Source organism: Pantanalinema rosaneae CENA516 (genome assembly GCF_050753385.1).
Classification (GTDB): domain Bacteria; phylum Cyanobacteriota; class Cyanobacteriia; order Leptolyngbyales; family Leptolyngbyaceae; genus Pantanalinema; species Pantanalinema rosaneae.
In genome coordinates this window covers 105,045-118,747 of the sequence record NZ_JBLZFZ010000001.1, presented here as the reverse complement: position 1 = coordinate 118,747, position 13,703 = coordinate 105,045, and the positions used below count along the sequence as shown (strand labels likewise).

The window sequence follows — 13,703 nt, the reverse complement described above, 5'->3', positions numbered from 1 at the left end:
GAGGTGAATCGGGTGTTGATGTCGTTGCAAGCACTACTAACCTCGATCGTGGACTATGCTGGACTCTTTCCACCTGCCCAACTCAGTCTCCCGGACGCGATCGCCGTCTACGATCGAGCTAAGGTTTCACCCTATGCCTGGATGCTTAATCATTTTGTGATTCCAGCCAGTCGCTTAGTGGAACTGGATCAAGCTCTAGCTACACTTGCTCCTGATCAGCAATCAACTACGTCCTGGGCACTGAGTGTAATTTTGTCCAAGGATTGGATGGCGGAACTGGCGACACTGCAAGCAATGAATGATTTGAGTGGGGGAAACCCTGAGACAGGGATGACGATCGCCGCTTGGGAAATTGCTCCCCTGCCGCCGGAGCAAATTTTTCAAGTTTGTCAGCATTTACCCTCTAGCGTACCAGCGTTTTTTGAAATTCCAGGGGATGCCGAGTTAGCACCCTACCTGAGCGTCTTGCAGCAAACGAACAGAGCCGCGAAACTGCGGACAGGCGGTGTAACAGCAGTCGCTTTTCCGGATAGTCACCAACTCAGTCACCGGATCTTAGCTCTGGCAGCCGCAGGAATTCCATTTAAAGCGACGGCGGGTTTACATCATCCCCTGCGGGGCAAACATCTCCTGACGGAGCAACCGCATAGTCCAGTTGCGATGATGCATGGGTTTCTCAATGTCGTGGTGCTAGCGGCATTGGTGTATCAGCAAAGCCTGTCACTTGATGAAGCTACTGCACTTCTAGAAACATTGACGATCGCACCACTGCAATTTACCGATACAGCGATCAGGTGGCACGATCGCACTCTATCAATTCCTGAAATTAACCAGTCTCGCCAACAATTTTTTCACTCCTTTGGCTCCTGTTCATTCCAAGACCCGATCACTGATCTTCATACTTTAGGACTGCTATGATTTGCACCATTGATGCCACTCATGATCCGAATTTGCGCAGTTGGGTAGAATCGGCAAATCAGTCCGGCAGTGATTTTCCCATCCAAAATTTGCCTTTGGGGGTATTTCGTCGTCCGGATGGAGCAGACTCCCCCCGGATTGGCGTTGCGATCGGCGATCAAATCCTCGATTTAACGGTCTGTTCCCAATTGGGGTTATTGCAAGACCTACCAGAAGCCCTCCAAGCCGCCTGTTCTGCTGCTGGCCTCAATCCCTTAATGGCACTGGGACGCACTGCCTCATCCCAATTGCGTCAGCATTTAAGTCAGTTGCTCAGTGCAGGGCACACTCCACCTGCTGCCAACGCTATTTTAGTCCCGATGCTAACGGCAGAGTTGTTGCTTCCGGCGACGATCGGAGACTATACAGACTTCTATGCCTCGATTTTCCATGCTACCAACGTGGGCAAACTGTTTCGTCCTGACAATCCCTTACTGCCCAATTACAAATATGTCCCGATCGCCTATCATGGACGGGCATCGTCGATCGTGCCCAGTGGCACACCGATTCAGCGTCCGTCTGGACAACGAAAGACCCCGCAGGAAACAGTCCCGATCTTTGCTCCCTGCCAAATGCTGGATTATGAGTTAGAAGTTGGCTGTTTTGTCGGCGCAGGTAATGCGTTAGGAGAAACAATCGCGATCGCCCAGGCCGAAGATTACATATTTGGACTCTGTTTAGTCAACGATTGGTCAGCCCGAGATATACAAGCCTGGGAATATCAACCCCTGGGGCCGTTTCTTGCCAAAAGTTTTGCGACAACCATCTCTCCCTGGATTGTAACTCTAGAAGCCCTGGCTCCCTTTCGCTGTGCCGCCTTTGAGCGATCGCCGGACGATCCTCAACCCTTACCCTATCTCACCTCAGCCGACAATCAGCAGCATGGCGGCATTGACCTGACGCTGGAAGTTTGGTTGACCTCTGCCCAAATGCGCCAACAGGATCTACCTCCCTTACGCTTAAGCTCTAGCTCGTTTCAGCAGATGTATTGGACGGTTGCCCAAATGCTGACCCACCATGCCAGTAACGGCTGTAATCTGCGTCCAGGGGATTTGTTTGCCAGTGGCACTGTCTCAGGTGATGCAAGTGGGACACAGGGATGTTTACTGGAAGCGACTCAACGGGGCACTCAGCCGATCGAGCTACCGACTGGAGAGGTGCGATCGTTCCTACTTGCCGGAGACGAAGTGATTTTGAGAGGATATTGTGAACGAGCCGGTTATCCTAAAATTGGGCTAGGCGAGTGCCGTGGCATTATTAGTTAATTGATAATCTGGACTCAACGCAGGGACTAGACGGCGGCTGTATGTCCTCAGCATTAATTTTTTCTTGCCAGAACAAATTTACTGAAACCATTAGCTTTGCTATCAAAACCCCAGCAGCAATCTACTACTGGAGTTTGGTTTATGGGATTTAGGTTCGATCAATTAGTCGGAGTTTCTTTCTAGCAGCGATAACAGGCGGCTGCGACACTGCCGCAGGAGCAGGAGATCAATCGTTTTTTGATTGACCCAACCTTTAGCTTTCAATAGCTCCCCAAATCGCTTTCCTGGCGATCGCTGCTGTTCATATAAAATAATCCGAATCTGCGTATCTGAAAGTAGACCGAGTTCACGTAAAGACTCGCCTAATGGCTGATGAGATACATCCTGTTCTGAATTGTTCATGAGCGATTCTCCAGAAACTAGCATTGATTTTGCCAGAGAGCGGGGGAAAGTCTGGCAAAACATCCAAGCACGTTTTAGTTTAGGTACGAAAAATAAGAATAGTATAAAACTGGTAATTTTACTGAGATTCTTTTTGAAAAATACACATTGTTGGAGCGCGATCGCCCATCCTCAATACCTGGGCTGTTCCGGTTTTCGGGGAAAGAGCAGGGCGATCGTGGTCTGAGTGACTCAGACACCTGGATGTTTCAGGAGCTAACGAATGGGAATTTCAATCACAAACTCTGTGCCCTGTCCTGGTTGTGACAAGCATGTGAGTACGCCATGATGCTTTTCAACCACAATCTGATGACTGATGGACAGTCCTAACCCTGTACCTTTACCAATGGGTTTCGTGGTAAAGAAGGGATCAAAGATATGAGTTCTGATGGCATCTGGAATGCCCGGCCCATTATCGGTAATGTGGATCTCAATGCTGGGGCGATCAAGGGAGTGTCCCAGCCTGGTACGAATGGTAAGCTGGCTGGGTTGGGTGGTGGTACTGCTGGGGCGGGCTTGCTCGATCGCATCGATCGCATTACTCAGAATATTCATAAATACCTGATTAAGCTGTCCAGCGTAGCATTCTACGGGGGGGAGGTTCTGATAGTGTTTGCTCACCTCAATGCCCGGATGCTCTGGCTTCGCTTTTAACCGATGTTGTAAAATCAACAACGTACTCTCAATCCCCTCATGGATATCAACGGGTTTCTTTTCTGCCTGATCCAGGCGCGAGAAATTGAGTAGTGACAGCACGATTTGCCGAATCCGATCGGCTCCTACTTTCATAGACCCCAGGAGTTTGGGCAAATCCTCCGCAATAAACTCTAGATCGATCGCATCGGCCTGTGCCTGTACCCTGGCGCTTGGGTTGGGGTAGTCTGCCTGATAGCTCTGTAGCAGGTTGAGCAAATCCTCCGCATACTCATGGGCATGGGAAAGATTGCCATAAATAAAGTTCACAGGGTTATTAATCTCATGGGCAACTCCCGCCACTAATTGCCCTAAACTCGAAATCTTTTCCGTTTGGATCAGTTGGGTTTGAGTGCGGCGTAACTCTTCGACGGTTTGTGCCAGATCCTCGGCTTGCTGACGGGTTTGGGCTAATAACTCGGCTTGCTGCAATGCCATACCCAGTTGGGCGGCGGTTTGGGCGAGAAACTTCACTTCCGAAGCATCCCAAATGCGGGGAGCCGAATGCTGATAGGCAGCCAGTAATCCCCAGAGTTCCTGACCGACGAAAATCGGCGCGATCGCAAATGCCTGAATATGAAACTGGTTGAGAATATCAACATGACACTGATATAACCCTGCCTGGGTGATATCATCTACGGCAAAGGTTTCATTATGGCGATAGCGTCCACCTTGCGTCACCTGTAAGTAGGTATCGTTCCACACCAGGTTTTCACCGAGCCTCAACATACCTCGCCATTCTGGAGTTGTAGATTCAAAATCATGAATGAATTCACCACCCCAATCGGGATTAAAGCGATAGACCGCCACCCGTTCTGCTTTTAATAACTGGCAAACTTCCTCAGCTGTTGTCCGGAACAGCGTTTCGGGAGTGAGCGAGGAGCGAATTTTAGTGACTACTTCCAGTAAGGCTTGCTGTTGCTCGGCGGTTTGTTGTAGTTGCAGGGTGCGTTCCTGAACCTGTTGTTCCAGGCTGGCATTGATCAATTCCAGTTGCCCATGAATTTGTGTATGTAAAATAGCGGCAGCAAAATGGCTGGCTAAAGCCTGGGCTAATTCAATCTCCGACGATCGCCAATCCACTATCTGGTTTAATTTCAATTCTTTCCAGGCCGTAAATGACTGGCGGGCGCGGTTCTGGCGCTGATCGGGGTCAAACTGTCCTGCCCATAGGGTTTCCGTTGTGGTGGTAGTCCGGAAGATTGTCAGGTAGCCTAACCGCCGTTGACCATATTCTAAAGGAATGATCAGGATGCCACGGATACTAACGGGTTGACAGATGGATTGCAACCACTGTAAGCCTGTGCTCTGCTCAGTATCTGGAATTGCCCAAACGGTGGGATGATCCGCCTCAAAGGCAGTTTGCCAAGCATTTGTTTGCTCGATCGCGGTTGCCATACCCTGCTCAGAACAGTCAGGCTGTAAGCCGCAGGTATAGAGTTGTCCGCTTGCACTGGTGGTTTGGAATTGAACTAAGTGCCCTGTGGTACTGGCTTGCAGTTCAAATGCAGTTGGCGTGACATAGAGCCGACCTCCGACCCCTTGCAGGGCGGACACTGTTTCCGCCAATGCTGCCAACAAATCAATCCTAGGGTCTGAGCGTAGTAGTGTGGCAATCCGATTAATGGTGGTTTCACGGTGCGCCTTTGCCTGGGTCTGCTCCAAGAGGATAGATTGCGCGATCGCCACAGCTAATTGATCCACAACCATTTGTACGGCTTGCAGTTCTGCGGCTGGAGTAGAGCGTGGCTCGGAATGGTGAGACACCAGTAGCCCCCAAAGCTGCTGATCATGCAAAATAGGTACGGCTAAAGAAGACTGCACTCCCATTGCCGTCAAATACTCGATATGGCAGGGTTCAACGGTACGATACTGCATTTCATCAAGGATAATTTCGCCAGTCTCCGCCTGACGGACGAAACTTTGTCCAATCTGTTGTTTGGAGACATCGACCACAGAGCGCATCCGCGATCGAGCAAACAACTCACGGGCGTAAGCGGGAATATCATCGGCAGGGAAATTCAGCCCCAGAAGGGAGGGTAACCGTTGTTCCAGAATTGACTCCGCGAGCACCTGACCACTACCGTTTGAGTGGAATTTATAAATCATCACTCGATCAGTTGCCAGGAATGATCGCACTTCTGCCACTGTAGCGGTCAAAATATCTGGCAAGGTTAAGGACTGCAAAATCCGGCTAGTTGTCCGGTGGAGCAAGTTGGCAAGACTGACCGGTTTCTGTCGCTCTGATACAGGAATCATATTCATAAATTTGCTCCATCAGGCTAGGACTGATTTACCTTCCGCGAGGCACTAGGGCGTTGGAATGGGTAATATCCTTAGGTTGCCCGTGATAAATCTATGATGAACATTTAAAGAACGTTAGCGCCAATAAATTTAATTTTTCTAGAAAATTTTGGTGTTGAGGGGTGAATTTTCGTTCACCCCTGATGCTGGTTTTATACCAACGATCGCAGGAGTGAGGCGATGGCTTGGGCAACGGGCTTCAGCCATCAGCCGTAATCTGAGCAATTAATTCCTGTTTGATCGCGTCTGCTTGCTGGTTATCAATTTGACAGGTTCCGGCATTAATATGCCCACCTCCTCCATATTTCAGCATTAACTCCCCAATATTGGTTTTGGAGGTGCGATTCAAAATTGATTTACCTACTGCAAACACCGTGTTTTGCTGTTTTAGTCCCCACATCACATGCATAGAGATATTGCAATCTGGGAATAGCGCATAGATCATGAAGCGGTTCCCCGCATAAATAGTCTCTTCGGGTCGCAACTCCAAAACTACTAAGTTTTGATGCACCGTGGCACAGCGCTGAATCTGTTGTTTGAATAGTTCTTGTTGCTCAAAATACAGATCAACACGTTCTTTAACATCGGGTAGATTGAGAATCTCGCCAATCGAATGATCTCGGCAAAAGTCAATTAATTCCATCATTAAGTTGTAGTTAGAAATGCGGAATTCCTTAAACCGTCCTAAACCAGTCCTAGCATCCATTAAAAAATTGAGTAAAACCCAGCCCTGAGGATTAGTAATGTCATCGGCACTAAATTGAGCCGAATCGGCTTGATCAACAGCAGACATCATTTCTGGAGAAATCTGGGGAAATCGGGCGGCTCCACCAAAGTAGTTGTAAACGACCCGTGCCGCAGACGGGGCATTCGCATCGATGACATAGTTTTCCTGAGTAGTTTCATTTCTTAATGTTTCACTGGAATGATGATCAAAGACGAGATGTGCCCCTTCAACATAGGGGAGGTTCGTTGTAATATCACGATCGGTAATCTCAATCTTGCCATCCTGCATATCCTTCGGATGTACAAATTTGATGTCATTGATCATGTCGAGGTCTTTCAACAATACGGCACACACCAATCCATCAAAATCGCTGCGAGTGACTAACCGATATTTTTCCTGCATAGACACCATGAGCTGTTCCTCCCAATCATTTCCTTGCCTACTGGGCTCCTCAAATTTTTCGCTCACTACAGAAGATTTGAGTAGCCCCCGCTTTAGAATGCCCTAAACCCCGATCGACGCAACAGTTGGCGATCGACCAACCAACTTCATTTGATCCTGTCTGTGCTATTACGCTATGCGCCATTTGCCCTCTGCTCCAACGTTTTCTCCGACCTGGCAGGTTGCCTGGGGGCAGGTTGATCACATCCCAGACCCGATCTGGCGGGATCAACAGCTTGCGATCGTGGTGAATTCGTCCTCAGAAATCGAGCCGCCTTTTACCATCAGTCCATCTCAACAATTTGTTGTGGTTGGGGAGGTCTGGTTAAGTCAGCGCGATCGCCTATTATCAGCGTTGTCCGATCATCGGTTACAAACAGATTCAGATTTACAATTAATCGCGGTGGCTTGGGAACGTTGGGGGATCGCCACCCTGGATTACTTGATTGGCATGTTTGGCATCGTGGTATGGGATCGCCACTGTCAGCGGCTCTGGTTAATCCGGGATCGGGTGGGGACACGGACGCTCTACTACACCACCACAGGAGCGACCCGGTGGATTGCGCCCCAGTTGCGATCGTTATCTACTTATCGATCGACTGAACTGGATCTAGTCGCCCTGCGAGATTACCTGTGCTGTGCCTTTGTGCCTGGAGAACGGACGCTTTGGCAACAGGTGCGAGAACTGCGACCGGGAACTGTTCTGCGTTTACCAGATGCCACGATCGAGCCATATTGGCAACTCCAAGAGCAAATTATCGGTGAGGAACAGCCGCTCACCTGGCATAGCGATCGCTTACGCACTTTGCTAGAACAAGTGGTTGTGGAAGCCTTACCTTTTAATCAACCTGTGGGCGTGTTTCTATCGGGGGGCTTGGATTCCAGTAGCATCACCGCCCTGGTAGCCAAGTTTCATTCCCACCCTGTCCATACCTACTCAATTCATTTTGGAGCGGAGTGTCCCAATGAGTTAGAGTTCTCTAATTTAGTGGCTCAACACTGTCAAACGCAGCATCATGTTTTAGAAATTCCCTTAACTGAACTGTGGGCACAACTGCCCGAAACGATGGCAACGTTGGATGATCCGATCGGGGATCCGCTCACAGTGCCTAACTTGCTGCTGGGACAATTGGCTCAAGCATCGGTACAGGTGATTTTAAATGGAGAAGGAGGTGATCCCTGCTTTGGTGGACCGAAAAATCAGCCGATGCTGCTCAACAATTTATACAGTTCTGTCACCACCGGTGATGCGCTCTCTGCCTATCTGCGTTCGTTTCAAAAATGTGCGGCGGATCTCCCCCAATTACTGAAGCCAGAGGTTTGGGCAACGGTGCAATCTGTACCTTCCGTGTTCTTAGCAGATTTAGCATCCCAGATGAATTACCTGAATCGGTTGATGGTATTGAATATCAAATTTAAGGGAGCCGATCACATTCTAACGAAGGTAAATAACCTGACTCAAGCGGTTGGTTTACAGGGACGATCGCCGTTATTTGATGCTCGCTTAGTGGAACTGAGTATGCAAATTCCGCCCCATCATAAACTTTCGGGGGTGCAGGAGAAGGCGGTGCTGAAACAGGCAGTCATTGATCTATTACCTGACAGGATTGTGCATCGTCCTAAAAGTGGCATGATGGTTCCGGTTCAGTTTGGTTTCCGGCAAGTCTGGAACCGATCCGCCAAAGCCCTATTGTTAGATCGTCATGCCGCGATCGCACCGTATTTAAATCAGACGCTAGTTCGCCAGTGGCTGAATTATCAAGGTGATCCCTGGAATCGATACGGGGTCAAACTTTGGTTACTAGCCAGTTTAGAACTATGGTTACAAGGGCACGATCGTTAACCGAAACTATCGATCGTGTAAATTGAACTACCCCCATCATCCATCAGCACATAGGTATCACTGCTATCCATTGCCAAGTCTCGACTACCAGCAATCCCACGATTGAGGAGTTGAATTAATCTGTGCGGGGTAAACGATTCCAATTCCACATAATTTCCCGCCTCTATCCATTTCAGTTCATCAGTAGATAATTCCTGGCGAACGTGAGTAGGTAATTGTTTGGCGGCTTGAGCCGATTCGGGTGAATTTTGCATCAATAAACCTCTTTTTGCCCGCAGAACTTGGCGCGGTAATATACCAACGTCAACAATTACTACATTACTGTCTAAAAACCATTTTGGACTTTGGCGCAATTGATGGAGTCGTTCTAAACCTTGCGGACTACAATTATGTAAGGTGTACACTTTAAGATCGGGATTACGCCGCACCATTTGCATCGTTGTCTCAAAAATACTCTGGGGATAACCTTTAATACTCAGAATTGCACAATTATTTTCAAAGTGAAAGTGATTAGTAATGAGTAGATGCGCGATCGTATCTGACTCACATACCACCAGCCGATCGAAACTATAAACACTGACCTCGGGACTAATCGCCGCCGGCAGTTGAGCCTCCCGTGGTGTCGTTAATAGTTTCTCCGGTGCGCCATTAATTTGCGTCCAGGTATATAGCCAATCCTGTAACTGGCTAGCAGAAATTCTTAAGGAAACAGTCTGTTTATGGCGGAATCGTTTTGTACTACCTACAATGATTAAGGCAATCCCGATTAAGACCAGCCAGACTTGCTGGAGTACAAAGACTCCCACTCCAGCTAGAATAAAGCCACCAATCTGCAAGCCGTTTAAGTTCGTGCCCAGTTTCCGATTTAAACGTTGATTAATTAAATAAAGTAGCTGTTTTGACGTGAAATAGAGCGTGTGATTAGCAGAAACATCCGCGATCGCTTTCGCAAAAAAGCCATCTGTGATTTTATTTGCCCCCATTGTGGTTGGTTCAAAGACAAACTGATGGTTACATTGTTTACAACGACCTTGATTGGCAGTACGATCGCGAAGTAAGTTATCTGTGCCGCATTGAATACATTTCATAATCACCTCTGATCAACGATAAATTACTCTGGTAATCGCATTCAATTGCTAAAAAATTTGATTGATTAATAGCGTCTGGTAATCTTCACGCTGTCGAATTAAGCGATGGCGATCGGCTTCTAGCAGAACCTCAGCCGGACGGGGACGGTGTAAAAAGTGCGAGGACATGGCATACCCATAGGCTCCCACATCCAGAATTGCCAATATGTCCCCCGGTGCTAAGGGTGGTAAGGTACAGTTGCGCCCTAAATAATCGCGGGAGTAGGTGGTATTCCCACAAACATCCGTCGGATGCAGGTTAGTATGTGAGTCCGTTAAGGCAACAATCTCCCGATACCCTCCGTGAACCGCCGGAACAGAGAGATTAGCGATCGTGGTATCCACTCCGACAATCTGTCGTTCATCCTGCCATTTCACAGCAACAACTTGGGTTAATAACATGGCACACCCAGCGATCGCGGCCCGACCCGGCTCAAGCAGCAAATCAATCGGACGATCGCAGCAACTTAACTGAGCCGTTAATTCAGCACCAAACTGCTCCCAGTTGAACGCTGCCCCCTCATGGTGGTAGGGGTAACCAAATCCACCACCAAAATCGAGGTATTGCCAATCGGGTAATTGTCGAGCTGTCGTTAGTACCGCTTGAATCACCTGGGTAAAAGCGGCTGTTGCATTGGTTCCTGTGCCGCGATAGAAATGTAATCCAGTTAACGGTAGCCCAACTTGCTGGGTGAGGGCGATCGCGGCAGGAAATTCTGACGGACGTACTCCGATCCGGCTATCTCCCGTCAGATCTGGTTGATTTAAGCGTAATCCTAACCGCAAGGGGCGAGATCGCTGCTGCTGATATACTTCACAGCATAACTGTAACTGCGATAGACTATCTAGATTTAATGTAGTGATGCCCCAGGCTAAAACCTGCTCCATTTCCACACGGTTTAAGTTACTCCCACTATAAACAATGCGATTGGGGGTAAACCCAGCCTGTAACCCTAAATAAATGTCTCCGGGAGTATTGGCATGTAAGCCCCAACCGGCTTGATGGAACTGTTTCAACAGTGTTATGTTGCCATTGGTCACACTAGCAAAGTGGATGTGAGTATGAGGATAGGTAATAGCCTGGGTAAGCCGCTTGATTGTATATTGCAAAACATCATCTACATAGACATAGAGAGGTGAACCATAGTGATTGATTAACTCAGGCACTAGTTCAATCGGACAAGGAAGTTTGAGTAAATCTGGTCTCTGCCCTGTGACTAAAGAGGGATTAATGAAACTCATTCTATCTAAACCTCATCATTGTTTTTCAGCCAGTATTCATATCGCGATCGTAATCTCCATGCCCAGGGAGGTAACCAAAATGGATGGTGTCGAGATAATACTGGCACAGGCTCACTGAGGAACTGCGATCGCCAGATTTGCCAGGTGATCAGTAGCCAAAGGATTTCGCCCACCCGTCGCCCTTGAATGCCTGCGCCTAATTTACCAGCTACAATTCGTTCGGCTAGATCCGGTTGCCAAATGCCCTCTGCTTGCAGCACTGCCGGATTTAACCAATCTCCCAACGATCGCCACCATGCTTGCCAGCACCAGCTAGTGATTGGCACTCCCATGCCTCGCTTTTGCCGCCAGACGATTTCACTGGGCAACCAGGATTCTGCTGCTCGTTTAAGAATGTACTTTTCACACGCTCCTTGCAAACACAGTTCTCCAGATAGTTGAAAGCTCCATTGAGCTAACGACACATCACAAAATGGCGATCGCACCCATAATCCCTGGGAAAATGCCAGATTCGTTGCTCGGGGTTGAATATTTTGTGCCCCTTTCAGCATTAAGGTAGCTCGGCGCAGTTGATGTAGTGGCGATCGAGTAAACGCTGGTTCTAATGCTGTTCGTAACCAATCCTGCGGCTGCATGGTTTGAATGTGCTGATAAACCGTGGGCTGGAATACTGCCGCTTCATAGCCCCATAATCGATGAAATGTGCGTAAATAATGTTGAATAAATAATTCTGAATTGGTGAAAAGATCGTGTTGATAAATGCTAGCGGCAATTAAGGGTTTGTTTGTCCAACCGGCAAATAATTGATCGCCGCCCTCACCGTTAAACACGATCGTCGTATCTTGACGAGCCGCTTGATTCAACAAAAATAACGGCACCGTTACCGCATCCCCAAAGGGTAGATCTAGAGCCGCGATCGCTGGTTTGATTGCCTGCCGGACTCGCTGAGGACTGGCATCCACTTTGGTTAAAGGGATATGTAAATAATTTGCCACTTGCTCCGCATAGGGATACTCCGAAATTCCGGCACTCCCAAAATCCAATGTATACGCATGCACCTTTACCCCTGCCTGCACTAATAACGCTGCCACGATCGCCGAATCTAACCCACCGGACAAAAATACACCAACGGTTTGATCCTGAATATCCGCAATCTGCCGCGCCACTGCCGCCTTCAACAGCGTTTGTAAGTGAACGATCGCCGCTGCTTCATCCTGAATTTGTTCCGTCGCCTCCTGCCACTCCCCACATTGCACGATGGTTGGCGCTGTAATCTTGCCCTGATCATCCCTGTGCCAGATCTGCTCTGTTCCGGCGGCAATTGCCAATATGCCAGCGATCGGGGTTAAAGGAGTGGGTACGTAGGAAAAACAACTATATCCATATAAACCAGGGATACTGACTGTTGTAGAGGGCAGAATGGTCAAAAGTAATTGCAATTGCGTGGCAAACCAAATCACCTCTCCAACCTGTGTCCAGTACAGAGTTACCCGTCCAAACGGCTCTCGTCCTAGCTTCAAGTGTTGTGGCTGAACCTGCACCCAAGCATCTGTGCTATCCAGGTCTGATGCTGCAACAGTGACCCGCCTTGCGTCGGTCAGGCAATTGGTTTGGACAACCCAGGTAAGTGAACTAAACCGTTTCAGAATGCTCTGTAGCTGTTGATCTAAGTTGGTTGATTCGGTATATCCCCAATAACCAACAAATTGCTGAGGGTGAGTTGCGATACTGGCAGTCACCGAACTAGTCATATTCTCTATTGCACACTGAACGTAGTATCACTGAGGCGACGATCGCCACTCAACATTTGTACTGTCCAAATCCCTGTGGGAGCCGAGGAGCCCAGGGCATAGCGACAGAATGTATTCCAGATGGGGGTGCTGATTTCGCGAGTTTGGTAGTGATTTTGATGCACGATGTTGCCGTTAGGATCGATCCATTGGCAAGATAGAGACAGTCTTTGTCCGACCGGAGCTTCGGCTAACGTGACTCGGTAAAATAACTCGGGATTTGCCTGACGCGTTACCTGGGTTAACGTCTCACCTGAATCTGAGGCAAGAGTAATCCGATCCTGCTGCACCGCTAACCGAGCCAGGATTTGTTGCTGTTGATGTTCCAACCAAATAAAGCTGGCAATTGCCAGGGTAATCACAGCAGTCACCGCTCCAAGGACCCAAATCATCCGACGCTGGCGGGCTGCTAAAGCTTCTCGTCGTCGCAGTTGCCCGATCGCTTCATCAAACAATTCCGGCGGCAAATTCAACTCCTGCAAAATAGCTTTTACTTGATCTGCATCGAGTTCTGCCTGTTGTCGCTGTGACAAGCGCTCTACTTCTGCAACAATTTGAGTCAGTTGGGTTTGAGTTAACCGTTGATTCATACCTGCAAGTATGTCCTACGCTAGATCGTCACTTCTCCCTCTCATTATCGCCTGTCTTTCTCGATCGTCCATCAATAAATAATTACAGCAGTTTTTGCCCCCCTAGCCCCCCAATTTTGGGGGGAACAGGAGCCAAAGTCCCCCAGAATATAGCCTGACGGCATCGTAGAAAGGGGGCTTAAAGCCCTACGGGCATACTAGAAAAGGGGGCTGACCGAATTGACAAGTGTGGTGCATTCATTTGAAAACGGCTGTATGTAATCCCACAGAACCCCTACGCAGA

11 protein-coding genes are annotated in these 13,703 nt (G+C 48.6%); 4 read left to right on the top strand and 7 right to left on the bottom strand.

Annotation, left to right across the window (positions count from 1 at the left end; translation table 11 throughout):
- Nucleotides 1-12: 12 nt before the first annotated feature.
- A complete protein-coding gene (locus ACN4EK_RS00380) occupies nt 13-918 on the top strand; it encodes a hypothetical protein (protein ID WP_431655335.1) in 906 nt (301 codons plus the stop codon).
- A complete protein-coding gene (gene fahA, locus ACN4EK_RS00375; RefSeq protein ID WP_431655334.1) occupies nt 915-2,222 on the top strand; it encodes a fumarylacetoacetase in 1,308 nt (435 codons plus the stop codon). Before ACN4EK_RS00380 ends, fahA begins: the two co-directional genes overlap by 4 nt.
- Nucleotides 2,223-2,384: 162 nt before the next feature.
- On the opposite strand, the gene ACN4EK_RS00370 is transcribed toward fahA, so the two are convergent.
- Entirely contained in the window at nt 2,385-2,624 is a 240-nt protein-coding gene (locus ACN4EK_RS00370; protein WP_431655333.1) for a hypothetical protein, read from the bottom strand.
- On the opposite strand from ACN4EK_RS00370, the gene ACN4EK_RS00365 reads away from it, so the two are divergent.
- Entirely contained in the window at nt 2,623-2,850 is a 228-nt protein-coding gene (locus tag ACN4EK_RS00365) for a hypothetical protein (protein WP_431655332.1), read from the top strand. The genes ACN4EK_RS00370 and ACN4EK_RS00365 overlap by 2 nt on opposite strands.
- A gap of 29 nt (nt 2,851-2,879) precedes the next feature.
- Here ACN4EK_RS00365 and ACN4EK_RS00360 read toward each other — a convergent pair whose 3' ends face one another.
- On the bottom strand, nt 2,880-5,621 hold the full coding sequence (locus ACN4EK_RS00360) for a GAF domain-containing protein (RefSeq protein ID WP_431655331.1): 2,742 nt from the start codon (nt 5,619-5,621) through the stop codon (nt 2,880-2,882).
- 238 nt (nt 5,622-5,859) lie between these two features.
- A complete protein-coding gene (locus tag ACN4EK_RS00355; RefSeq protein ID WP_431655330.1) occupies nt 5,860-6,798 on the bottom strand; it encodes a hypothetical protein in 939 nt (312 codons plus the stop codon).
- 166 nt (nt 6,799-6,964) lie between these two features.
- Between ACN4EK_RS00355 and ACN4EK_RS00350 the strand changes: the two genes are divergently transcribed.
- Nucleotides 6,965-8,671 (top strand): asparagine synthetase B family protein, encoded by a 1,707-nt coding sequence (locus ACN4EK_RS00350; protein ID WP_431655329.1) that lies wholly within the window; start codon nt 6,965-6,967, stop codon nt 8,669-8,671.
- Here the strand turns inward: ACN4EK_RS00350 and ACN4EK_RS00345 are convergent.
- The 4 genes from ACN4EK_RS00345 to ACN4EK_RS00330 are packed head-to-tail and all read right to left on the bottom strand — an operon-like array spanning nt 8,668 to nt 13,420.
- Nucleotides 8,668-9,759 carry a toprim domain-containing protein gene (locus ACN4EK_RS00345; RefSeq protein WP_431655328.1) on the bottom strand — a complete coding sequence of 364 codons (1,092 nt, stop codon included), beginning with the start codon at nt 9,757-9,759 and terminating at the stop codon, nt 8,668-8,670. The genes ACN4EK_RS00350 and ACN4EK_RS00345 overlap by 4 nt on opposite strands.
- Nucleotides 9,760-9,807: 48 nt before the next feature.
- Nucleotides 9,808-11,040, bottom strand: coding sequence for a diaminopimelate decarboxylase family protein (locus ACN4EK_RS00340; RefSeq protein ID WP_431655327.1), 1,233 nt, complete (start codon nt 11,038-11,040; stop codon nt 9,808-9,810).
- A gap of 5 nt (nt 11,041-11,045) precedes the next feature.
- Complete coding sequence (locus tag ACN4EK_RS00335) at nt 11,046-12,791, bottom strand: asparagine synthetase B family protein (protein ID WP_431655326.1); 1,746 nt, start codon at nt 12,789-12,791, stop codon at nt 11,046-11,048.
- Nucleotides 12,792-12,796: 5 nt separating this feature from the next.
- Complete coding sequence (locus tag ACN4EK_RS00330; RefSeq protein WP_431655325.1) at nt 12,797-13,420, bottom strand: DUF3859 domain-containing protein; 624 nt, start codon at nt 13,418-13,420, stop codon at nt 12,797-12,799.
- Nucleotides 13,421-13,703: the final 283 nt, after the last annotated feature.